The sequence below is a fragment of the Actinoplanes sp. NBC_00393 genome, assembly GCF_036053395.1.
Lineage (GTDB): Bacteria > Actinomycetota > Actinomycetes > Mycobacteriales > Micromonosporaceae > Actinoplanes.
On sequence record NZ_CP107942.1, the window covers coordinates 2924428 to 2947188 of the forward strand.

22 protein-coding genes are annotated in these 22761 nt (G+C 70.5%); 9 read left to right on the plus strand and 13 right to left on the minus strand.

Annotated features, from left to right (window positions below; genetic code table 11):
• Positions 1 to 34: 34 nt before the first annotated feature.
• The 8 genes from OHA21_RS13625 to OHA21_RS13660 all read right to left on the minus strand — a co-directional run bounded on the left by OHA21_RS13625 (position 35) and on the right by OHA21_RS13660 (position 10162).
• The gene (locus tag OHA21_RS13625; RefSeq protein ID WP_328473854.1) at positions 35 to 1780 is read right to left on the minus strand and encodes a GH39 family glycosyl hydrolase; all 1746 of its coding nucleotides are present in this window, start codon (positions 1778 to 1780) and stop codon (positions 35 to 37) included.
• Entirely contained in the window at positions 1777 to 3276 is a 1500-nt protein-coding gene (locus tag OHA21_RS13630) for a glucoamylase family protein (RefSeq protein WP_328473856.1), read from the minus strand. The genes OHA21_RS13625 and OHA21_RS13630 overlap by 4 nt, the downstream gene beginning before the upstream one ends.
• 10 nt (positions 3277 to 3286) lie before the next feature.
• Complete coding sequence (locus OHA21_RS13635; RefSeq protein ID WP_328473858.1) at positions 3287 to 4108, minus strand: carbohydrate ABC transporter permease; 822 nt, start codon at positions 4106 to 4108, stop codon at positions 3287 to 3289.
• Positions 4101 to 5045 carry a carbohydrate ABC transporter permease gene (locus OHA21_RS13640; RefSeq protein ID WP_328473860.1) on the minus strand — a complete coding sequence of 315 codons (945 nt, stop codon included), beginning with the start codon at positions 5043 to 5045 and terminating at the stop codon, positions 4101 to 4103. Before OHA21_RS13640 ends, OHA21_RS13635 begins: the two co-directional genes overlap by 8 nt.
• A 1-nt stretch (position 5046) precedes the next feature.
• Complete coding sequence (locus tag OHA21_RS13645) at positions 5047 to 6282, minus strand: sugar ABC transporter substrate-binding protein (protein ID WP_328473862.1); 1236 nt, start codon at positions 6280 to 6282, stop codon at positions 5047 to 5049.
• Positions 6279 to 7286, minus strand: coding sequence for a LacI family DNA-binding transcriptional regulator (locus OHA21_RS13650; protein WP_328473864.1), 1008 nt, complete (start codon positions 7284 to 7286; stop codon positions 6279 to 6281). Before OHA21_RS13650 ends, OHA21_RS13645 begins: the two co-directional genes overlap by 4 nt.
• A 59-nt stretch (positions 7287 to 7345) precedes the next feature.
• Complete coding sequence (locus OHA21_RS13655; RefSeq protein ID WP_328473866.1) at positions 7346 to 8299, minus strand: nucleotidyltransferase domain-containing protein; 954 nt, start codon at positions 8297 to 8299, stop codon at positions 7346 to 7348.
• Between the two features lie 87 nt (positions 8300 to 8386).
• Entirely contained in the window at positions 8387 to 10162 is a 1776-nt protein-coding gene (locus tag OHA21_RS13660; protein ID WP_328473868.1) for a tetratricopeptide repeat protein, read from the minus strand.
• A 112-nt stretch (positions 10163 to 10274) separates the two neighbouring features.
• Between OHA21_RS13660 and OHA21_RS13665 the strand changes: the two genes are divergently transcribed.
• Positions 10275 to 10841: a TIGR03086 family metal-binding protein gene (locus OHA21_RS13665; protein WP_328473870.1), complete on the plus strand. Its 567-nt coding sequence runs from the start codon at positions 10275 to 10277 to the stop codon at positions 10839 to 10841.
• A 339-nt stretch (positions 10842 to 11180) separates the two neighbouring features.
• On the opposite strand, the gene OHA21_RS13670 is transcribed toward OHA21_RS13665, so the two are convergent.
• Both OHA21_RS13670 and OHA21_RS13675 read right to left on the minus strand, forming a co-directional pair.
• On the minus strand, positions 11181 to 11363 hold the full coding sequence (locus OHA21_RS13670; protein WP_328473872.1) for a hypothetical protein: 183 nt from the start codon (positions 11361 to 11363) through the stop codon (positions 11181 to 11183).
• A gap of 182 nt (positions 11364 to 11545) precedes the next feature.
• A complete protein-coding gene (locus tag OHA21_RS13675; protein ID WP_328473874.1) occupies positions 11546 to 12268 on the minus strand; it encodes a Clp protease N-terminal domain-containing protein in 723 nt (240 codons plus the stop codon).
• A gap of 160 nt (positions 12269 to 12428) precedes the next feature.
• On the opposite strand from OHA21_RS13675, the gene OHA21_RS13680 reads away from it, so the two are divergent.
• Together OHA21_RS13680 and OHA21_RS13685 are read left to right on the plus strand one after the other, a co-directional pair.
• Positions 12429 to 13100 (plus strand): alpha/beta hydrolase family protein, encoded by a 672-nt coding sequence (locus OHA21_RS13680; RefSeq protein WP_328473876.1) that lies wholly within the window; start codon positions 12429 to 12431, stop codon positions 13098 to 13100.
• A gap of 242 nt (positions 13101 to 13342) precedes the next feature.
• On the plus strand, positions 13343 to 13912 hold the full coding sequence (locus OHA21_RS13685) for a hypothetical protein (RefSeq protein ID WP_328473878.1): 570 nt from the start codon (positions 13343 to 13345) through the stop codon (positions 13910 to 13912).
• A 148-nt stretch (positions 13913 to 14060) separates the two neighbouring features.
• Here the strand turns inward: OHA21_RS13685 and OHA21_RS13690 are convergent, their stop codons facing one another.
• Entirely contained in the window at positions 14061 to 15218 is a 1158-nt protein-coding gene (locus tag OHA21_RS13690; protein WP_328473880.1) for a tyrosine-type recombinase/integrase, read from the minus strand.
• 316 nt (positions 15219 to 15534) lie between these two features.
• On the opposite strand from OHA21_RS13690, the gene OHA21_RS13695 reads away from it, so the two are divergent.
• Positions 15535 to 15897 carry an endonuclease VII domain-containing protein gene (locus tag OHA21_RS13695; protein WP_328473882.1) on the plus strand — a complete coding sequence of 121 codons (363 nt, stop codon included), beginning with the start codon at positions 15535 to 15537 and terminating at the stop codon, positions 15895 to 15897.
• A 19-nt stretch (positions 15898 to 15916) separates the two neighbouring features.
• On the opposite strand, the gene OHA21_RS13700 is transcribed toward OHA21_RS13695, so the two are convergent.
• Entirely contained in the window at positions 15917 to 16063 is a 147-nt protein-coding gene (locus OHA21_RS13700; protein ID WP_328473884.1) for a hypothetical protein, read from the minus strand.
• Between the two features lie 95 nt (positions 16064 to 16158).
• Between OHA21_RS13700 and OHA21_RS13705 the strand changes: the two genes are divergently transcribed.
• The 3 genes from OHA21_RS13705 to OHA21_RS13715 all read left to right on the plus strand — a co-directional run bounded on the left by OHA21_RS13705 (position 16159) and on the right by OHA21_RS13715 (position 19544).
• Positions 16159 to 18264 carry a HEAT repeat domain-containing protein gene (locus tag OHA21_RS13705; protein WP_328473886.1) on the plus strand — a complete coding sequence of 702 codons (2106 nt, stop codon included), beginning with the start codon at positions 16159 to 16161 and terminating at the stop codon, positions 18262 to 18264.
• Positions 18265 to 18462: 198 nt separating this feature from the next.
• Positions 18463 to 19032, plus strand: a complete 570-nt coding sequence (locus OHA21_RS13710; RefSeq protein ID WP_328473888.1) for a recombinase family protein — start codon at positions 18463 to 18465, stop codon at positions 19030 to 19032.
• Positions 19033 to 19073: 41 nt separating this feature from the next.
• Entirely contained in the window at positions 19074 to 19544 is a 471-nt protein-coding gene (locus tag OHA21_RS13715) for a DUF488 domain-containing protein (RefSeq protein WP_328473890.1), read from the plus strand.
• On the opposite strand, the gene OHA21_RS13720 is transcribed toward OHA21_RS13715, so the two are convergent.
• Positions 19499 to 20365 carry a hypothetical protein gene (locus OHA21_RS13720; RefSeq protein ID WP_328473892.1) on the minus strand — a complete coding sequence of 289 codons (867 nt, stop codon included), beginning with the start codon at positions 20363 to 20365 and terminating at the stop codon, positions 19499 to 19501. The two genes, OHA21_RS13715 and OHA21_RS13720, sit on opposite strands and share 46 nt — an antisense overlap.
• Before the next feature lie 266 nt (positions 20366 to 20631).
• On the opposite strand from OHA21_RS13720, the gene OHA21_RS13725 reads away from it, so the two are divergent.
• Together OHA21_RS13725 and OHA21_RS13730 are read left to right on the plus strand one after the other, a co-directional pair.
• Entirely contained in the window at positions 20632 to 21588 is a 957-nt protein-coding gene (locus OHA21_RS13725) for a hypothetical protein (protein WP_328473894.1), read from the plus strand.
• 186 nt (positions 21589 to 21774) lie between these two features.
• Positions 21775 to 22713, plus strand: coding sequence for a hypothetical protein (locus OHA21_RS13730; protein ID WP_328473896.1), 939 nt, complete (start codon positions 21775 to 21777; stop codon positions 22711 to 22713).
• Positions 22714 to 22761 lie beyond the last annotated feature (48 nt).

The window sequence follows — 22761 nt, forward strand, 5'->3', positions numbered from 1 at the left end:
CCCGTGCCGGGGCCGGGCCGCACACACCGGAGTATCACGTCCCGGTCGTGATCGCATCCAGGGACACGAATGCGATACCCGGGTTGGGCAGCTGCAGGACGATGTCCTCGCCCGGTTCGGCCACCCACGACGGCTGTGCTTCGTCGAGCCGGTCGGCGGCGGCGAGCTGCTCCCACTGCGCCGGCGTGGGCCAGTCACCGCCGTCCCAGGCGCCGGCCGGGTTGCCGTGGGAAGCGTCGACGCGCCATACCCGTACCCGATGCGGGGTTTGATGGGGTGTGCGCAGCCGGACCCGGCGTGCGAGGGCCGGATCCCCGGCGGCCTTGCCGTGATCGAGGGTGGCGTTCCACAGCAGCACCGCCAGCCCGGTCGGCGTGCGCGACGCCCACGCCTCGACGAGGCTGTCGGCGCCGTCGCCGGTCAGCGTGACCGGCAGTTCCGTCTCGCCGAGCCGCTGCGCCAGGGCGAGCGCCCAGAATTTGGGTTTGGCCAGGTTGCCGACGGTGAGCAGCCCGAATCCGCCGTGCCACAGCCGTTGCGGGCGGCCGAGTTCCTCGAAGTGGTCGGAGACCACCCACGGGGCGAGCGCGTCGATGCGCCCGGCCGCCGAGCGCATCCCTTTGAGCAGGAACGCGGCGGCGAACACGGTGTCGTTGATGGCGCTGCCGTGGGTGGCGGTCACTCCCCATTCGGTCCACCACAGCGGCCGCCCACCGGCGAGCGGGCGCAGATCGAGTGGCACGGTGCCGTAGACGTGGGTGGACAGGAAGTCGACCGGCGCGTCGACGCGCAGTTGCTCGTCGACCCAGCCGACCGCCGCGGTGGACGGCCCACCGACCCGCAGCGCCGGGTCGACGGCTTTGATGGCGGCGGCGGTGACCTCGTAGAGCCGCCAGTACTCGGCCGGGGTGCCGGACCAGAACACCGACAGGTTCGGCTCGTTCCACACCTCGAACGCCCACTGCCGGACCTCGACCGCCCCGTACCGGTCGATGAGGTGTTCGGCGAGGTCGCGGATCAGGGCGGCCCACCGGTCCCAGTCCTTCGGCGGCGAGATGATCCCCTGGTAGGCGAAGACCGTGCGGTCCGGGTCGGCGGCCAGGTCGGCCGGCATGAACCCGAGTTCGACGACCGGGCGCATCCCGAGTTCCAGGACCTGGTCGTAGATGCGGTCGATGTCGTCGAAGTCGCAGCCGAGGATGTGGTGGGCGCGGACGGTGCGTACGCCGATGTCGTCGTGGACGCGGCGCAGCGCCTCGCGCAGTTCGGCGCCGATCGGCCGGCCGCCGGTGGTGTCGGCCGACAGCAGGTGGCTGAGGTGTTCGGCGCCGACCATGGCCTGCCAGATCCGGTGCAGCGGCCGGCCCTCGGCGCCGACCTTGACGAGGACGTCGGGGTCGGGGGTCCACGGGGACGGGGACGCCGGGTCGGACAGCGGGCCGAGCGCGGTGACGGTCTGCAGGGCGGCGACGGCGTACCAGCCGCCGCGGCCGTCGGTGGTGTCAGCGTACGGGCCGTGCGGCACGGCGAGGACGTCGCCGCCGCCGTGGTCGACGACGGTGAACGGCCCTTCCGGGCTGTCGGAGCGGTGCACTGCGTAGCCGATGGCGCCGGGCACCGGGTCCCAGGCGACGGTGACCTGCCCGCGGCCGACTTCGACGGTGACGGTACGCGGCGCGGGCAGGTCGGCGGTCTGCGGTTCGCCCGCCTGACGGTCCTGGGCGCCGCCGCCGCCCATCAGCTGCGCCCACTGGTCGCGGGCGTGGTCGGCGGCGGTCACGACTGGCCCCGCAGCTGCGGCAGCGGCTGCCCGGCCGGGATGTTGAACGTCTCGCGGGCCAGCAGCGGCCGCACCGCCCGTTCGAAGTCGCGGGTGACGAATGCCCGTTTGAGCAGGTCCCGGCCGAGGTGGTTGCCGAGCGCGCCCATGATCATGGCTTGGTCGAGGGACAGGTAGCGGCGGGCGACCGTGCCGGAGCCGACGGCGATGGCGTCGTAGAAGCCGCCCGGCCCGTACGCGCCGAGGGTTTCCAGGTGGGCCAGGTTGGTGCGGACCGGGCCGGGCGCGTACGGCAGCGCGAGGAACGCCGCGTGCGGGGTGACCACCCCGTCGCCGTAGTCCGGTGCGGGCCCGGCGGGCCGGCACCCTTCGAACCCGGCGTCGTACTTGGACGCCTCGACGTCCGACGGGTAGCCGTCGGTGTCCATGCCCATCGCGTCCACGCCGTAGACGGCGTACCCGCCGGCCGGGTTCGACGCCGGCGAGAACCCCCACGCCCCGTAGCGGGCGTCGTTCAGCCCGTGCTCGATCTGCGCGGCCACCGTCGCCGGATGGTTACGCCCCCACGACTTGGGCCCCCACTGCGCTTCCGGGACGAACAGGTCCGGCATCAGCGCCTCGAACATGTCCCCGCCCCAGCTCGGCACGAACGTGATCCCGCGGTAGGTGTAGGAGCCCTCGTAGACGCTGCGGCCCAGGTGGGTGGTGGTGAACCCGGACGGGCGCATCTCCTGCCACGCGTAGTCGCAGTTCTCCGGCAGGGTGCGCATGGTGTCGAAGTAGGCGGTCGGCGGGATCTGCCCGGCGCCGATGCCCAGGTAGGTGGCGATCCGCGGTTCGGTGACGGTGATGTCGTAGTGGTTGCAGGTGAACCACACCCCGTCCTGCGGCACCGAGCAGCCCGGCGGCGCGGTGTCCCAGAACCCGCCGCGGATCAGGCCGCGGGTGCCGATCGGGCTGGTGGCGGCCGGGTTGAAGGAGAACCCGAAATCCATGTCGCGCAGGATCGCCTGAGCCTGGCCGCGCAGGGACGGGATGCCGCCGGCGACGACGCGCAGGCCGGCGGCGAGCCAGCCGTTGTCGACGCTGGACAGGAACGGGGTGACGGTTGACCCGTCCTCCGGCCAGACCGTGACGACCTCGCCGGTGGCCGGGTCGTACCAGTTGTAGAACATGCCGGACTCTTCGTGGTGGCGCAGCGTGCTCAAGGTGCGCAGGGTCTTTTCCACTCGCCGGGTGGCTTCCGCCGAGGAGATGATCTTCAGATCGCGCGCGACGATGGCTGACCACATGTAGCCGCCGATGTTGGTCGGCGAGGTGTAAGCACTTGGAGCGGACAAATCGCCCGAGATGTTGTCCGCGACCAGGCCGAGGGGCGACGTCATCGCGGTCAGGGACTTCCACGTGTCGGCGGCATAACGGCGCAGCGGATCCTGCGCGGCCCCCACCGCGGTGAACGGGATGAGCAGGATCAGGACGGCGAGCAGGCGTTTCACCCAGCACCTCCTACTTGAGTCCGGTGGTGGCGATGCCGCGCATGAAGTGCCGCTGCAACACCAGGAAGACGATCAGCACGGGCAGCACCACGACGACGGCGCCGGCGAGCAGCAGGCCGTAGAAGATGCGGTTCTGGCCGATGCTGTAGAGCGCGAGCGCGACCGGCAGGGTGTACATGTCGTCGGTGGTGGCCACGACCAGGGGCCACAGGAAGTTGTTCCAGGAGGCCAGGAACGTCAGGATGCCGAGGGTGGCCAGGGCGGGTTTGCACAGCGGGAGCACGATGCGCCAGAACACTCGCCATTCGCCGGCGCCGTCGACGCGGGCGGCCTCGATCAGGTCGTCGGGGATCTGCAGCAGGAACTGGCGCATCAGGAACACCCCGAACGGGCCGGCCAGGAACGGCAGGACCAGTCCGGCGTACGAGTTGGCCAGCCCCAGGTTCGACACCAGCACGAACTGCGGGACGAACAGCACCATGCCGGGCACCATCAGCATGCCCAGCACGATCAGGAACAGCGCCTTGCGGCCGGGGAAGTCCAGTTTCGCCAGGGCGTAGCCGAGCAGCGAGCAGAACAGCAGGTTGCCGGCGGTGACCAGCAGCGCCACGATCGCCGAGTTCGCGAAGTAGCGGGGGAAGTCGAGCCGGTCGAACAGCTGCCCGTAGTTGCCGAGCGTCCAGTGCTGCGGCCACCAGGTCGGCGGCACCGAGCGGATCTCGGCCTCCGGTTTGAACGAGGACAGCAGCATCCACAGGAACGGGCCGACCACGACGAGCAGCCCGGCGATCAGGATGGCGTACAGGGCGGTGCGGGCCAGGCGGTCAGTCATCACGGCTCCCCAGCAGCCGGAACTGCACGACCGACAGGGCGACCACGGCGACGAACAGCACGTAGGACACGGCCGAGGCGTAGCCGTAGTTGCCGAACCCGAACTGGTTGTACACGTGGTAGGACACCGACAGGGTCGACTGCAGCGGCCCGCCCTGCGTCATGACCAGGGGTTCCTCGAACAGCTGCAGGTAGCCGATGCCGGTGATGACCGCGCCGAACAGCAGGGCCGGGCGCAGCAGCGGCAGGGTGACGTGGCGGAACTGCTGCCAGCGGCCGGCGCCGTCGAGGGTGGCCGCCTCGTACAGGTGCTGCGGGATGCCCTGCAACGCGGCCAGGAAGATCACCATGAGGGAGCCGAAGTTGCGCCACGCCGCGATCACCACGATCGAGCCGAGCGCGGTCGACGGGTCGCCGAGCCAGTGCGGGCCGTCCACCCCGATCAGGCCGAGCAGGTCGTCGACCAGGCCGGCCTCCGGGTCGAGCAGGAATCGCCAGATCACCGCGATCGCCACGATGCTGGTGACCACCGGCAGGTAGAAGCCGACCCGGAACACCGCGCGCAGCCGGATCAGCCCGGAGTTCAGGGCGTTCGCGGCGGCGAGGGCGACCAGCATGGTCAGCGGCACGCCGAACAGCACGAAGATCGCCGTGTTGGCGGCGGCCTTGGCGAGCAGCTCGTCGCTGAGCAGGCGGGCGTAGTTGTCCAGGCCGGCGAACTCGACGGCCCACGGGGTGCGCAGGTCGGTGGAGCGCATGTCGGTGAAACTCATGACCAGCGACGCGACGACGGGCAGCAGCAGGAACACGCCGAAGACGGCCACGAACGGGGCGGCGAACGCCCAGCCGGTCAGGGCACGCCGGCGGCGGCGCGACGAGCGGGCCGCCGGGGTGGGCGTGGGTGCGCGGGTTTCGCGTACCTCGGTGGCAGTCGCCATGTCAGGCGCCCGTGCCGATGCTGTCGGCCTGGCCCTGCACAGCCTTCAGGGCCGTGCCCGGGTCCTCGCCGGCCACGCACACCTTCTCCACCTCGACGTCGAAGGCCGCGGCGACCTGCTCCCAGGTCGGGTAGGCGGGCGGCGCCTGCGCCGACTTGAGCTGCTCGCCGAACACCTGCAGGATCGGGTCGCCGCTCAGCGACTGGTCGACCCAGGCGTCCTGCACGGCCGGCAGGTCGCTGACCGTCTCGTACCACCTGACCTGCACGGCCGGTTTGCTCAGCCAGGCCAGGAACTTCCAGGCGGCGTCGCGGTTCTTGGCGTCCTTGAACACGGCCATGTTGGAGCCGCCGATGAACGAGGTGGACGACTTCTTCTGCGGCATCGGCGCCACCGCGAAATCCTTGGCGCCCTGCTCCTTGAGGATGCCGACGTGCCACGGCCCGGACATGAACGCGGCGATCTCACCCTTGACGAACGCCGGTTCCAGCGCGCCCTGCGGCAGGTCCTTGGGGCTGAGCCCGTCGGTGAAGAACGACTGGTAGTAGGCGAGCGCCTCGGTCATCTCCGGGGTGTCGAACTTGTACTGCGAGATGTCGGCGCCGTTGGACCAGGCGAACGGCAGCACCGACTGCCAGCTGCCGGTCTTGCCGGGCTGGATGTTGAACCCCCACTTGGCGCCGGCCTTGTCCTGCATCGCGGCCGCCATGGCTTTCAGGTCGTCCCAGGTCTTCGGGCCGTCCGGGAACCCGGCCTTGGTGGCCAGGTCGGTGCGGTAGTAGATGCCGCGGGTCTCCACGTACCAGGGCACCCCGTAGGAGGTGCCGCCGACCACGGTGGTGTCCCACGCCCCCGGGAAGAACGCGTCCTTGCTGAACAGATCGGGCGGGGTGGCGTCCAGGGCGCCGGACTTGGCGAACTCGCCCTGCATCGTCGTGCCGATCATCGACACGTCCGGGGTCTGCCGGGCCGCGATCGCCCCGGCGATCTTCTGGTGCGCGGCGTCCCACGGCACCGCGGTCACGGTGACCGTGGCCTCCGGGTTCTCCGCGGTGAACGCCTTCGCGAACTCGCCGAGCTTCTCGCCCTCGGTGCCCATCGCCCACACGGTGATCTCACCGGTCGCCTTGCCCTCGCTGACCTGCTCGGCGGCCTCGCCGCCCTCGCTGCCGCCGCGTCCGCAGCCGGCCACCAGCACCGCGCTGAGCAGCACGGCGGTGAACAATCGGGTTCTCATCTCGGATGCACCTCCAGGTGGGCACCGCAGCTGCCCCGCACGAGCAGCCGGGTGGGCAGGACCCGCCGCCGGGCGGCGGGCGTGGGATCGTTGATGCGCCGGTCCAGCCAGCGGGCCGCAGTCGCGCCGAGCGCCCGCATCGGCTGGGCAACCGTGGTCAGCCCGGCGAACCGGGCCGCCAGCAGGTCGTCCCAGCCGGTCACGGCCAGCTCGCCGGGCACGTCCCGGCCCGCGGCCTCGGCGGCACGCAAAGCGCCCAGCGCCAGTTCGTCGTTGGCACAGATCAGGGCCCGCGGTGGCCGGCGTGAGCGCAGCAGGGCACGCGCCGCACGCTGCCCGGCCTCCAGATCAAAACCGGGCGACGGTACGAGTGAGCACGCGCCGCCCAGCACCTGCCGGACACCGGTCCAGCGTCCGACGACGTCCGGTGAGCCGTCCGGGTCGCCGAGGAACGCGAACCGCTCGTAACCGTGCCCGCGCAGGTGTTCGGCCAGGGCCCGGGCGGTGTTCACGTTGCCGGTGCGCACGGTGTCGACGCCGGGCACCGGGTCCCGGGCGATCAGCACCACCGGCAGGGCCAGCCCGGTGATCACGTCGTCGTCGACAGTGCGGCCCAGCACCGCCAGGCCGTCGACGCGGCGGGCCAGTTCCCGCACCGCGTCGGCGGCGTCCGCACGGTCCCGGGTGGCCAGGATCAGCACACTGCTGCCCAGGCCGGCCGCGACCGCCTCGTAGCCGAGCACCACCTCGGCGTAGTAGGGCCCGACCAGGTCGGGGAAGACGATGCCGTTGGCCGCGTGCCGGCCCTCGGCGAGCGAACGGGCCGAGCGTGACGGGGTGAAGTCCAGCTCAGCGGCCGCCTGCCGGACCCGGCGGCGGGTCTCGTCGGTGACCGGGGTGTCGTCGCGCAACGCCCGCGACACGGTGGCGATGGACACGCCGGCCCGCTCCGCGACCTGGTAGATGGTCGCCGGACGGTTCGATGTAAGCGCTTTCACCGCCATGGGCGGAACGTAACCTGGGCGCAATCACCCCGAAACTCGGCAGCAATCGACGTTCATCATCAGTAGATTGCGTCGAGCCCGGCCATTTCGGAGAGACGCTCGGCCAGCAGCGGGTCGGGACAGCCGGTCCAGTCGCCGTCCAGGTCAGGGCGGTGCCGGGCAACATGCAGCGCGAACGCGGCGAGCTGATCGCGGGCGTTCTCGGCGGCGCTGACCTGCTCACCGACTGCCCGCCGGGCGCCCAGGCACAGGTCGATGCGTTCCCGCAGCCACGCCGGGGCACGCTCGGCCCGCTGCGCCGCGCTGTCCACGTCGGCGCCGGCCAGCACCGCGATCCGGGCCGCGATGTCGGCGTGGCCGTGCCGGGCGGCCATCCGCTCGAACCGGGTCCACTCGCGGCCCATCGAGCCGAGCCGCTCACCCCACGACTCGAGCAGCACCATCCGCCCGGCGCGGGCCGACTCCTGCAGCAGCCGGGTCGCCGCGGCCGGGTCGCCCGCCCGCTGGGCTCGGGTGAGAGCGTCACGGGCCTGCCCGCGCCAGACGTCCAGCCGGGCCGCGACGACCGCCGGGTCGAACCGGATGCGGGCGATCCACGCGGTGAACGCGGTGCCGAGTTCGTCGGTGCCGTAACCACCGAACGCCTTGTCCAGGCCGTGGAACCAGCGCCGGTCACCCATCCGGGCGGCCGCGAACTCCGGGCCGGCGCGGACGGCGTCGCGGATCTCCGCGGTGGTGAACGCCAGGGCGCCCATGTCGAGGGTCTGCGCCCGGCCGGACGCGGCCCACCAGTCGACCAGCCGGGCATGGCGGCGCTCGAGCTCGGCAGCGGCCCGGGCGTGGTCGCCGGTGCAGACCGGCAGCAGGTCGATATCGGACATCGGCCACGGCTCGCCGCGGCCCACGCTGCCGCCCACCAGGAAACCGTGCACGCCCGGCGTGCCGGCGAGCACACTCAGCGCCTCCTGCAGGCGTTCGGCCAGCAACTCCTGCCAGCGTTGCGACGGCTGCACACCCGGCTCCCTCCCCGTAGTGGCCCGGATGGGGGGCTCGCCCCGATCCGAACCGGCGCCTGCGTCGATTAGACAGGGTGGACACGCTCAGGCCGCGGCGAGCAGGTCCGGTGCTGCCGGGATGTCGCTGCGGCGGCGCAGCAACCGGTCGAGCAGGTGCGCGGCCTCCGGGTCGTCAGAGGCGGCACGCAGCAGCGGTTCGGCGGCGTCCAGGTCGCCGCGGTCGTAGAACAGCCTGCCGAGCCGGGTCACCGCCTCCGGGTGGCCGGCCGCCGCGGCGTGCCGGAACTGCTGCTCGGCGCCGTCGTCGTCGCCGCGCTGGTGCAGCAGGTCACCCAGGCTCAGGTGGGCGTCGGTGTGCCCGGCCGCGATGGCCTCGCGGTAGCAGCCGGCGGCCTGCTCGGTCTCGCCCAGCTCGGCGTGGCAGTCGGCGAGATCCACCAGGGCCTGCGTCTGGCCGAAGTCCACGGCCCGCAGGTAGTGCCGGCGGGCCTGCCGCAGCTCGCCGCGCTCGTGGTGGACCAGGCCGAGGCCGTGCCAGCCGGCGTGGTGACCGCAGGCGGCGGCCGTGCGGAACGCCGCGGCGGCGTCGCCGGTCTCGCCCAGTTCCAGGCGGGTGTCGCCGAGGTCGAGGTAGGCCTCGGTGGCTCCGGCGTCGGCCGCGGACTCGTAGCAGGACGCCGCGCTGGGCAGGTCACCGTCGGCGGCGAACTGGCGGCCCCACGCGATCAGCGCCCAGATGCTGCTCCAGTCCGGGTTGCGGCGTACCCCCTGGTAGCCGGTGGCGGCCGCCCGGGCGTACCAGAGTTCGGCCTGCTCGTGCTCGCCGCGTTCGGCGCACAGCTCACCCTGCTGGAAGGCGTCCGCGTCGGCCGGGGCGTCGGCGGGCGGGACCGGTTCGAGCAGCAGGTCGGCGAGCGCGAACGAGTGGCTGCGCCGCTGCAGGGCCGGGCCCTTGCGCATCATGTCGAGGTTCAGGCGGCGGGCCGCCTCGACGACACCGGGCACGTCCAGCAGCCGGATCAGGTTGCGGGCGCCCTCGACCTGCAGGGCCAGCACGCCGGGCCGCGCCCGGTAGCCGGCCTGGTAGTAGTAGACGGCGCCGAACCGTTCGGCCAGTTCCTCGACGTCGGCGCCCCACTGCCGCTGCATGACGGCCAGGTCGACGTTGACGTGGAAGATCGTGCGGTGCGGTTCGCCGGCCGGGGCGCCGGCGTACAGGGTCTCCAGGCAGTTGACGCTCACCGTGAGCAGCCGCGGCCAGGCGTGCTCGTTGGTCGCCGGGCGGGCGCTGACCGACCAGCGGGAGAACTCGGTGCGGCGGGGGAGCGGCATGGTGCGGGCCAGGTAGCGGCGTACCGCCGGCAGTAGCGCGCCGAAACGCGGATCGGCCTGCAGGGTGCGGAACTTCGGCAGATTGGCCGCCCGCAGCTCCGGGCGGTCGGGGCGCGCGCCGGCACCGACGGTGTCGGCCGGCGGGGAAGTCAGCCAGGCCAGCTGGCCGGCCGGCGCCAGCAGATCGTCGAGGCCGTTGCCGGTGTCGCGCAGCCGGAAACCCGCCTGGCGCAGCACACCGATCGCGGACTGCTCGGCGCTGTCCAGACCGGCCTTCGCGAACCGCCAGAAATGCATCTCCACCAGGTCGTTCTCGCTGCGGCACAGCGCGGCGAAACGGGTCACCACGTCGGTGGCCCGGCCGACCTGCAGCGCACCGTCGGCGAACCGCAGCACATACAGACCGCAGCGGCCGCGCGAGGCCGGCAGCAGCCGCGCCGCCGGCTGGGAGGCGCCGACACGTTCGACCTTGACGTACGGCCACAGCGCGGCAACGGCGGCGACGTGATCCGGGTGCGAGTCCTGCATGCGCGCAACGGTCGGTCGCTGAGCTGCACAGATGAGGAAACCGGGCGCGGCAACCCGCACGACCGGATGACGGCTCTGGTCTGGCACGGCCGGTCTCCGTACGCTGGTCCGGGTGTCCACCGAGATCAGTGATCTACTTGACGCCGCCGCACCCACCGTCACCGCCGCCGTCCGCGGTGTCCGCGACGACCAACTCGACGACCGCACCCCCTGCGCCGACTTCAAGGTGCGCGACCTGTTGAACCATCTGCTGCAGGTCGCCCAGAACTTCCAGGCCCTGGCCCACCGCAAGGACGTCGACTGGAGCGCCGGCCCGGACCGGCTCACCGGCGACTGGCGCACCGAGTTCGCCGACGACGTGCAGGGCCTGCGCGACGTGTGGGCCGACCCGTCCAGCCTGGACGGCACCTCACCCGGGCTCGGCCTGCCGCAACGCGTCGTCGGCCAGATGCTCGTCACCGACCTCGTCGTGCACGGCTGGGACCTGGCCAAGGCCACCGGCCAGCCGTACCGGGTCGACGACGGCCTGCTCACCTCCACCCGCGAATTCCTCGACGTCATGGGCGACACCGGCCGCCAGATGGGCGCCTTCGGCCCCGAGGTCACCGCCCCCGACGACACCGACGAGTTCGGCCGGCTGCTCGCCCGCACCGGCCGCGACCCGCAGTGGAAGCCCTGACCGTCACATCACGTCCAGCAGATAGGCGCGCCGGGCCCGCCGTTCGCGGCTGACGGCCACCACGTCGGTGCGGGCGCCGTCGTGCGACAGCCGGACGATGCGCTGCACCTGCCAGTCGCGTTCGGTCCGAGCCGGTGGTTACGTCGCAGCCCGCGACCACGTGGTCGCCGCCGTCATACCGTGGCGCGGCCGGCCCTTGGGCGGGTGCCCAGCACCGGCAGTCCAGCTCCATCGCGAAACGGGCCGTCGAACCCACCTCGGCGGTGAACCCGTCACCGTCGACCACCGCAACGTCGACGAGCACGTCGCGCCACACCACCGTCATCCGGCCATGATCGCTTACCTGCGGTCCTGGTCGCGCGGCGCGGACTGCAGGGCCTGGCGCAGCGCCGCCATCTCGTCGGCCAGCGCCAGCACGGCGTGCGCGTGCGCGGCGGCGATCACCGCGGCAGTGCCGGGCAGCTTGTTGTCGACGCTGGCCAGCATGTCGGCGGCCATCTGACGGTGACTGGGGTGGGACACGGCGGCCCTTTCTGTTGATCTTCAGGAAGCTTGACCCGCTGCATGGGCCCGGCGGCCGCGTTACGGCCGGGACCGGCTGCCGGCTCGCGCGGTAGCCGAAGTACTCCTTCGTAGCTCGTACCCATCAAAAGCCTACAAAGCCGCCACTATCAGCAAGACCAGAAGAACCGCCGCGGCCCTTCTCATGGAAGGTTGTGTTCGAGTCGCTCGATGCGGGCGATCAGCGGCTTGAGCTGCTCCTGCAGCGCCGCGACCAAGGCCTGCGTGCTCGGCGCCGCCGGCTGCGCAGCGGTGTTGGCGCGCAGATGAACATAACCGGCCAGGGCCGCGCTGACCGCCCGGCGGGTCAGCCGCGCCTCCGCGCCGAGCCCGCGCAGCACCTGCCCGGCGACGCCGTCGGGTTCGCCGATCAGCCCGAGCAGCAGATGCTCGCAGCCGACATAGTTGTGACCCAGCGACGTCGCCTCGGTGACGGTGAGCTCCAGCGCCCCGGCGGCCGCGGTGCTGAAGTGGGTGGCGCCGGGCGGGCCGGGCTCGGCGTCGGTGTGCCGGGCCAGCGCCTGGCGGACCTGGGCCGGCTCGATCTCGATCGCCTGCAGCACGCGCAACGCCAGGTTGTCGCCCTCGTCGAGGATGCCGGCGAGCAGCTGCCCGGTGCCGACCGTCGCCGCCGTGCCGGCCTGCTCGATGGCCAGGGTGAGCACGGTGCGGGCCCGTGGGGTGAACAAGGGGAAGCGTTGCTCCAGGTCGTCGTGGGTGAGCTGGGTGAGGGAGGTCTCCCGGATCGCGGTGACCCGGCGGACTGCCTGCTCCAGGGCGCGCTGGCAGATGGCCGAGACGGGGATGCCGGTGTCCTTGACAGCGTCGGCGAGTTCGTCGGGGAGGTACACGTTGATTTTCGGCATGACCCCACCATAACCCCAGTGGGGTTATGAACGATAGGTGCTAGGGTCGGCGTTCGCGACCGAAGGAGGTGAGACCGATCAACGCAGTGACAGGTCGGGACTCCCTCCCGCGTATCGGCTAGGGAGCGCCCGCAAACGGCGTCCCGAAAGGCCCTTTGCCATGCGAACTCTCACCGTCAACGACGTACCCGTCGCACTGTGGACCCCCGAGAACACCACCGGCCCGCGGCGGCTGATCCTGATCTGCCACGGCGGCGGTCAGCACAAGACGGCTCCCGCCGTCGTACATCTCGCCCAGCGGTTCACCTCGGCCGGCTACGCGGTCGCCGCAGCCGACGTGCCCAACCACGGAGAGCGGCCCACCGATCAGAAGCTCGAACGGCTCGCCAACACCATCCAGGCCCGGGTGGACGGCGGGGAGGACCTGGCTTCGCTGCTCGCCGCATTCCAGGCGCAGGTCGCCGCACAGACCGTTCCCGAATGGCAAGCCGTCCTGGACCACCTCGGCGTGGACACCGCGGGCTATTGGGGAGTGTCGTTGGGCTGCGGGCTGGGCGTGCCGTTCGTCGCCGCCGAACCCCGCGTGCGGGCGGCGGTCCTGGGCCTCGGCGGCGCCGCCGCCAACGCGGAGGTCGCCGCGCGGATCACGGTGCCGGTCGAGTTCCTGATCCAGTGGGATGACGAGCGGGTGCCGCGGGAGCAGAGCCTGGCGCTGTTCGACGCGTTCGGTTCTGCGGAGAAGACGCTGCACGCCAATCCGGGCAAGCACTCGGACCGGCTACCGGAACACGAGATCGACAGCGCGATCCGGTTCTTCGCCCGCTACCTCTGACAGCAGCTGCGGGCCGGCGGAGAAGGCCGGTCCGCAGCTCTGGAGGTTCAGCTGAGTGTTCGCCCGAAGTTGGGTGGCGCTGGCCAACGGATATCCGAACGTCTACTGCCCACCCGTGTGCGAGGAGGCGCGGCCGCCGCTCTGGCGCTGAAAGGCTATGCGATCGAGGACAGAACGGTGACCGTCGGCTTCCCGGAGTGCTAACCACGGTGGGAACGTGCCATACAGAACGGGGGAAATCGATGTATCGCACAGCAAGAAGACCGGCGTGGTCGGCTGCGGGCAAGCTGAAGATCGTGCTGGCGGCCGTCGTCCTGATAGTGGCGGGCAATCTGGCCGTGGCGTCACCGGCGGCCGCGGCAGCTGGTCTGACCATCCGGCACGCCGTGACCTACGACTGTCTCGACCAGCATTTCAACGCCGACGGCAATGCGACGATCATGGTGTACGCCTGGCCCGACCCCTGCCACTCGGTCGGCAACCAGCAGTGGACGTTCCGCCACGTGCGAGGCAACACCTACAAGGTGGTCAACAGCCGCTGGGACCCCGCATACCGGACCAACTGGTGCCTGTCCGCGCCGAACGGCGGCTTCAGCAGGGTTTATGCGGAGCTCTGCGTCAATGAGGAGAAGCAGCTCTGGACGCCGGTACTTCGTGGCGGGCAAAACGTCCTGATGAACGAGTACGCCAGGCATCCGGTGACCGGCCAGCTGCTGTGCATGGCCCAATCCATCTCCGGGGACCCGACCAGGGTGTACATGCAGGACTGCAATCTGCAGCCGGACGGGCTGCTGAGGTGGTTCTGGTACTGATCAGAGCCGGCGGGCCCGCGACCTCGATCGCGGGCCCGCCGGTCATTCGATGCGAAAATCCGACGTGGCGCCCAGCAGGGGTGGCGCAGTTGCGCTGGCTCGTAGCCCACGCCTGTGACGGGATGCGGGCGCCGCAAGCACGGTCGCCTCAGGTACGGCGGCTGGCGCGGCGGGAGCCGAGGAGGAAGGCCGGGTCGCGGTCCAGGTTGTGCCGGTCGCGGTCGTAGCGACGGGTGGTTCGCGGGTCGGCGTGGCCCATCGCGTCCTGCACATCTTCCAGGGGGACACCGGCTTCGCGGGCACCGGTGGCGAAGGCATGCCGCAACGAGTGTGGCGACAGCCGGTTCGCGGAGGCGATGCCGGCCTTGCCGGCCAGACGACGGATCGTCATGAAGACGTTTGGTTCGGCGAGCCGGCCGTCACCGGCGGCGCCGCTCGTGGCGAACAACGGGCCGGTGAGCCTGTCGGCGCCGGTCGCGACGGCCCGGGCCGCCAGGTACTCGTCCAGGGCCTGCAGGGTGTGCGCGGGCATCGGGCGTTCCCGGATGACGCCGCCCTTGCCGACATATCGCAGTGTTCGGTGCCCGGCGTTGTTACTCAGATCGGCCAGGTCCCGGTCGAGAGCTTCGCTGATGCGCAGGCCGAGGTCGGCGAGCAGGCGCAACAGAGCCCGGTCCCGCAATGCCGCCAGATGGTTGATCCGGCCGGTCATAGTGCGGTTCGCGGCTGCGGCGCGGGCCGCCACCTGAGCGTCGGCGGCGGCCAGCAGGGCATCGACCTCGTCCAGGGTGAGCCCGGCAGTGGTTGAGGTGTGCCGGTTCACCGCCGGGCGTTTCACCGCGGCAGCCGGATTGCGGGCCACCGCACCGTCGGTGTTGGCGACCAGATGCGAGTACCAGCTGGAGATCGACGCGAGCGCGCGGGCGACCGTGCTGGCCGCCGCCGGTTTGCCGTCGGCTGCAGACGATTCGCGCCACACCCTGAACTGGCTCAGATCCGTGGGCCGGGCGGTGAGCGGATCGAGGCGTTCGCGATCGCACCAGCGCAGGAAGACGTCGAGGTCGCGGCTGTGGGCTTTCTCCGTGTGGGGCGATTCGGCTTCCAGCAGCCAGGCGACGGTCAGCCGGCGCGGGCTGTACCGGCTGCCGTCGTCGGCGGGCAGCGCCGGCATCCCGGCTACCAGCGTGACGATCCGGGTAACCCGCGCCGCCAGCGCTGCCTCTCCCGTCGCCGCAGCCGCGGGTGCCAGGGCAGTCGACGGCGGTTCGAGAACAGGTTCGGCGGTCATCGGCATCCGATCGCTCACAGGACAGGACTCATAGGATAACAGTAATTATTCTATGACTCCGAATCTGTGGTCTCTCTGCGGTTCTTCCTCGTGTCGGAATTACTGGATTACTGATAATCGCAATCCAGTAATTAGGCGACCTTCAACCCGACAGGTTTGTCAGACCTTGGCGATAACGTCCGACGACATGGAGAGCTCGGAGCCTGAAGCTGAACGGCGTTGCCAGGGCTGCAAACAGGTTGCTGCCGACTGAGGAGTTCCGGCAGCCGTCGGGAAAGCTGACCGCCCGCTGTCGCCGCTGCCTCGACACTGTCCGCAACCAGCATCGGAAGTGGTGCGCCCGTCTGGGCCTGAAGCGATCCGTGCCGCGAATCGCTGGAAGAAGTACCGGATCACCCCGCAGCAGGACGACGCGCTCTGCGAGTCACAGCACTACCGCTGCAAGATCTGCGGCATCCATGAGAACGACATCAGGTCAATTCTCACCGGGCGCCCGCGTCTGGATGGCGAGCCGACCGCTGAGCCGGTGCGGCTTGTCGTCGACCACTGCCATGACAGCCAGCGAGTGCGCGGCCTGCTGTGCAACAGCTGCAACGCAATGATCGGGCAAGCGCGGGACCGGCCGGAGGTGCTGCGGGCCGGAGCGGATTACCTGGAAGCACCGCGTGGAAGCGGCCCTCGACTGACGATCTTGTGAAAACTAGCGGTAAGGCTGGTCAGAGGGCATTCGGATGATCTTGGGGCTCCGCCTGTTCGTGGCGGCTGGTTGCCGGGTTGCCGTGGATGACGCGGTGGATGGTGGAGCGGCCGACGCTGTATTCCTCGGCGAGGTCGGCCAGTGTCGATTCTGAGGTGCTGTGCACGGTTGCCCGAAGTCCTTTGCACGGGGTGAAGATCAGAGCATTCGCGAACGTTGAGGAGCCACAGAAGCGTCGTACCGGTAGGGCATGATCGCGGCGTGATTGAGATTTGTGAGCCCGGCGGAGAGCAGGACGTCCGGTGGGTGATGGCGGCACTACGTGGGGCCGGCGAGCCGGAGTTGGACGCCGTTCCCTGGGCGCGGTTCACTGACGAGTGCTGGGCACCCGACGCCGTTCCCAATCTGCTGCGGGCGCTGTCTAATCCCGACCACGCTTCCAGCAGCCTCAGCGAGCTGTGGACCATCGTGCGCACCGAGGGTACCAGCGACGTCACCGGAGCCCTCGCGGTGCCGTTTCTGCTGCGAATCGCCGCTGACCCTGCGGCGTCCCAGCGCGGCGAGCTGCTGAACCTTGCCGCCGAGGTGGGACACCGAAACCACTTCGGTACGGACGTGCGCGCGTCCTTGTTCCAGATGGTCGACGAACAGGACCGCGAGACGATCGACGGGTACGGGCGCACCGTCGCGTGGACCTGCCAGGCGGCGCGGGAGGCGGTCACGGTCGACGCCCCGCTGCTGATCGGCCTGCTCGACGATCCGACTCCACCGGTCCGGGCGAACGCGGCATACGCCCTGGCCGGCGCGCTGATGCCACCGCCCGAGGTGACGGCCGCGCTGCGGGAACGCCTCGCGGTCGAAACGTCCCCGGCCGTACGGATCAGTCTGGTGCTGGCTCTCGCGCAGTTGGCGGTGGAGCACGCGGACTCGGACGTGACGGCGTGGACGGCCGCGCTGTGGGCCGACCCGGGCAACCTGCCTGACGTACGGTTCGCCGCCGCGTTGAGCTGGTTGTGCGCGACGACCGAGCCCGTGCCTACACGGATGCTGGACTTGTTCGCCGAGGTAGTCGACGCTCGCCTGGCTGAAGCGATGGACGATGTGCCGTGGCCCAACCACCACCTTCGCCGTGGCGGGCTGGCCGCGTGGCTCGTCGCCTTCCTGGGCGACATGCCAGATGTCCAGACGGATCTGGTGGCACGCCTGGCGGTATCGCCCCACCCAGCTCTGCGCGCATCGGCCCTGCGTGCGGCCTACGCTGTTGCCAGCGAGTGGCGCTCGCGGACCGACGCGATGATCGGCTTGCTGGCGGACCGTCTGCACGACACTGATCCGGCCGTACGGCGCAGCGCTGCTCGGCACCTGGTCCGGGCCGGAGCCGCCGTCGTGCCCGCCGCCGATCGGATCGCTGCCGCGCTCGACGATCCGGACCCCGAGGTGTGGGCCTGGACGGTCGTGATGCTGGCTCGTCTGGGCGACGCCCGCGTAGTCGAGCCGCTGGCGGACCTACTGAGCCGGCCGGCCTATCCCTGGCCCGAGCCCCGCTGGCACCCGGATGGCAACCCCGATCCGGGCAATCTGTTACCGGCGATGAGCCCGTATGCCGAGCGGCTCGCACCGGTCGTCATGGCACGTCTGGCCGACATGGGCAACGGCTGGCAGCGTCTCCGGTGTGATCTTCTCCAGGGCATGAGCCACTGGGGCGAACAAGGAGCTGGTGCTGTCGCACTGCTGACTGAGCTGCTGTCCGCGCCGAACAGCGATCGCACCACGGTCGTATCCTGCCTCGCTCGGATCGGTCCGCCGGCCGTCGCGGTGGTGCCCGTTCTGGACCGACTGGCCGCCGACGCCGAACCTGGCCTGCTGGCTATCCTGGTCTGGGCACGCTGGCGCATCACCGGGTTACGCGCCGAAGACACCGCCGCCACGCTGGCCCGGCTGGCCACGATGGCGGGCACCGGATCTCAACCCCTGCGCCTGCTCGCCGACCTGGGTCCCGTCGCCGCGGCACACGCGCCGGCAATCCGCGCCCGGCTGAGCGCCGACAATCACTTGACGACCAGAGTGCAGGCAGCTTTCGCGCTGTGGAGCGCCACCGGCAACACGACCGACACGGTGCCTATCCTCACTGCCGTCCTCGATGAGTCCTGGGAGTGGAATCCGTTCGGCTCCGCCGACACCACCGTCGTGGACTACCTTGCCCGGATGGGTCCGGCGGCAACGGCCGCAGTGCCGGCGTTGACCGCCTTCCTCGAAGCCGATCGCCGGATCGAGCAGTTTGGCTTGAACGACCCGGTCGACTGGGACCAGCGTTGCCAACAGTCGGCTATGGCCGCGCTGCGCGCCATCCATCCAGCGCCGCGCTGATCGCTGGGGATCCTGTTGGAAGTACGCGACATCTCCGTCAGATCGCAATCCAATTATGTCATCTTGGGGTACACCCCAACACCACAGTCACCGCCAGCACCAAAGAGCGTCAGAATAGGGTCCCATCTGGCATTTCTTGACGCATGTCCGGGAACCTCATAGAGTCCAACCTGACAGAGGGCGGTCAGGGAGGCGAAGATGCGCGTCGGCTACATCCGGGTCAGCACCGTCGACCAGAACACCGTCCGGCAACTCGACGGCATCGAGGTCGAGCGCACCTTCACCGACAAGTCGTCCGGCAAGGACACCACCCGGCCCAAGCTCAACGAGCTGATCACGTTTGTCCGCGACGGCGACACCATCCTCGTCCACTCGATGGACCGACTCGCCCGCAACCTCGACGACCTCCGCAGCCTCGTCCGGACACTCACCGGCAAGGGCGTGCGGGTGGAGTTCGTCAAGGAGGGCCTGACCTTCACCGGCGAGGACTCACCGATGGCGACCCTGCTGCTGAACGTGATGGGCGCGTTCGCGGAGTTCGAGCGCGCACTGATTCTGGAACGCCAGCGCGAGGGCATCGCCGCGGCCAAGACCCGCGGCGTCTACACCGGCCGCAAACCGGCACTGACCCCCGACCAGGCCGCCGAACTCCGGGCCCGGGCAGCCGCCGGCGAGAAGAAGGCCGCCCTGGCTCGCGAGTACGAGATCAGCCGGGAGACCCTCTACAGCTACCTGCGCGCCGCCCCGGCCGCGGTACCGGCCGGGTGACTGGTCGCGTCCCGCTCCGGCCACAGTGAAAGGGTGATCGCGTGACGTCCAGGCAGCAGGATCCCGCGGGTCTGATCGGTGTCGGCTATCAGGGCCGAACGGTCGAAGAGCTCATCACGCAACTGCACGCGCTGGGGGTGTCTCGGCTCGTCGACGTCCGGTTGACCCCGCTGTCGCGCAAGCGCGGGCTGAGCAAGACCGCGCTCGGGCAGGCGCTGCAGGACGCCGGCATCGTCTACGAGCACCGCCGGGAGCTGGGCAACCCGAAGGACAACCGGCCCGGGTTCGCCGGCACCGGTGCCGCCCGCAACCAGGCCCGCACCCGGTACGCCGAACTGCTGGCACAGCCCCAGGCCCGCCAGGCGCTCGAGGACGTCGCCGCTGCCGGCCGCCAGGAACGCGTCGCGGTGCTCTGCTTCGAGGCCGACGAGGATCAGTGCCACCGCCAGGTGCTGATCCAGGAGGTTCAGCGGCGCCTCGGTGCCGGCACCGACGCCCGCGGCGGCCAGTAGACGCCCAGCACGCTGAACACGTGCGCCCGCTTGGCCTGGTTGCCGACGTAGAAGGCCACGTCCCGGCCGGGCCCGCACAGTTCACCGAAGAACTTGTCACTGATCGCCCGGCGCAGCTCGTCGTCACCGGAGCTGGCCAGTCGGCGCTGGAAGGCCGCCAGTTCCCAGTCCAACACCCCCTGCCGGTGTCCGCGGCAGGCCTCGTCGTGGCAGTGGTAGCGGTAGAAGGCACGGAACCGGGGCGGTTCCAGCGCGGTCCGGTCCGTGCCACTGAACAGGTCCGGCTGCCGGATGTAGGCGTCGATCTTGCGTTGTTCCTCCGGCGTCCACCCCGGATGCGGCTCCACGTCCAGGCCGTCCACCGTCCGCGGGCGTACCAGCCCCAGTGACGGGGCGTTGGGGTCCGCGCGGGCCGCCCGGTTGAGCAGGCACATCGAGTCCTCGACGTACGGATCGAGCAGTGCCCGGCGCGGTTTCCACGGGTCCAGGTGCCGCTCGGTGACCATGGTGTCCATCAGCGGCCGGAAGCTCTCGCGCCGCTGATCCTGTCGTGCGGGGATCGCGGACACGGTGACCAGGTCGTACTTGCGGAACCTGTCGTCGCTGGCCAGTTCCCGGAAGTTGATCGGATACAACCGAATCCAGCCGCGGCGCCGCCAGTCGACGCTCAGCCCGGCCACGCACACGGTCTCGCCGTAGCGCTCCGACGGGTTCGGCGCCGCCTTCACCGTGATCAACAGCTGCAACGCGACCGCCTGATCCGATACCGGTTTCGGCTCGGGGCCCTCCTCACGCGGGCCGAACAACGACAGCTGCGTCACCCCGAACCACCGCCATCACCCATAGCGACAAGACAGTTACAGATAGACAGACTGTCATGTCCTCATGCGAGCGGGAAGGCTTGCCACCCGAACACCACCGCCAAGACAAGCCACTGCCGGGCGGGGCCATCGCCACGTGATCGCCCTGTGCGACGAGCAAGGGCTCTGCGTTCTTGTCGTACCCCGCGGGGATGATGGCCGCACCATGACCGCGACCGGGGAGGGTTCTCGGCCGGCGGCCGCTTTTTCGACCACCGAGGATCACGATGAACGACATCGCAGCAACGCTGGATGCGCTGCTGGAGTGGGCCTACGACCAGGCCCGGGGAGACACCACGACGGACGTCGACATCACGCCGTTCGTCGAGAACCATCAGCTCGATCCGGACGCGGGCTACACCCTGGCCGACGCCTGCGGGCGCATCGGCCTGGCCGAGTCCGTGTCCACGTACGGCAACCCGGCCATCATGCTGACCGCCGCCGGGCTGGCCCACGTTCAGGACCGCCGGCGCCGGCGTGACGATCCGGCGCTGCGCTCCGCAGCCGCCCGCAGCGCCCTGCTGCGCTGGATGTACCACCAGCACGACGCCGGCGTGCACATGCCGACCCCCAGTGGCTTCGCCACGAACCCCGAGGCCAACTTCGAGGGCAGGCCGTTCAGCAGCGTGGAGATCGGCCGGGCCGCCGACTACCTCGCCCAGCGGGGCCTGATCAAAGGGCCTGGCGCGTTCGGCCATACCGGCCCGATCCGGGCCACCATCACCTCGGACGGCATGGACTGTGTCGTCGATTGGAGCGCAGACGTGTCCGCCTACGTACGCCGCCAGGAAAACACCGGCTCGACGTCCACCTACAACGCGCCGGTGTTCCACGGTGACGCCAACGGCGCACAGCTGGCCTGGAACAACAACTCGGTGACCCAGACCACCAGAATCGAGCAGGTCGCTCCCGGGTACGAACCTCTCGCCCGGGCCATGGCCGAGATGGCGACCCTGATCTCGGCCATGAACCTCTCCCCGGAAGCCCGCGAGGACGTCGAAGCGGCCAGCGACGAGATCGCGGCCGAGATCGTCCGCGACGAGCCCCGCCCCGGGCCGATCCGACGGGCGCTCATGGTGCTGCGCACCGGGCTTACCCCGATCGCCGCGGCCGGCGCGGTGGGGGCCAGCGAGGGCGCCCAGGAGGCAGCTCGCCGAGCCATCGAACTGATCGCACCCTTCTGACCCGTTCCGGGATTCCCCAGAACCGCGTCCCCGCCGTTGATCTTGATCGTCATTTTGTCGGATGGGCGGCGTAGCCTTCCGGGGTCTCACCCGCCCGACTGAGTCGGGTGAGGCCCCGGAAGCAGACCGGTGCCATTGCTCCGACCTAGATCGACCCGGCGTCGGACGGTCCGCGAGGATGGGCGGGTGGCCACGGTGAGCGTCTCGTACCGAAACAGTTCGTTGCTGATGGAAGCCGGGCGCTGGGCGGATCTTCTCGCTCTGGCGACCCATGGCAGGGTTGACGGCGACGAGGCCACTGCGGAGGAGCGCCGCGAACTTGCGCACGCTGTCGCGGTCGGGGCACCGCCCGCCCTGGCTGCCGCCGCGGCCGAGCTCTACCCGGACGAGGACCACGGTTTTCCCGGTCCGTTGTGGGAGGTGGTCGCCCGCCGGCCGTGGCGCGATCTCGCTTCGCACCTGACCCACCCGCGCGTCCGGGAGCTGGTCGTTCAGACCAGGGTCCTGCATGGCGAGGATCTTCGCGGGGTCGTGGAGTCGGAGATCCCGTTGCAGCTGGAGCCGTGGGAGTCCGCTCACTGGGACCCAGAGTGGGACATTCCCGAATACGACCTGACCGGCTGTTCGGGCTGCCACCTGTGGTCCTTCCCCAACTGGCTGATCGAGGATCTGCCCGGTGGCGTCCCGTTACCGGCTGCCACCGTGGAGCCGATGGAACATCCCGCGGTCCCGGTTCTGAACGGGTTGAACGACCCTCATAAGCCGATCAGGGCGTGCGCCTTCCGGGGGAACGCCTGGGAGGCCGCCGCGACGATGGCAACCGACCGGGAGACGTGCCGAGCCGCCGAGGTGCCGTTCGCCCGGGCATACCCGCACTTGGTGCACCTGGCGACGGGCACCGGGCCCTATGCTGTGGCGCAGGAGACCGGCCAGGCGATGGGCCGACTGGCCGTGTGGCGGGTGCTGCGCCTGATGGCCGGCGACGATCCGGTGTCCACCTTCGTTGAGCGCCTGCGGTGCGTCACCTGGCGAAGGCCGACCGAGTACAGCTACCACCTTCATCTGGCGGCGGAAGACCCTGCCCAGGGAGTCACCTGGGCAGTCACCGCCACCGCCAGGGACTAGATTGCCCCGCAACGGTCAGGAGAGTCGTGTAGTTCCCGACCCGCGGCA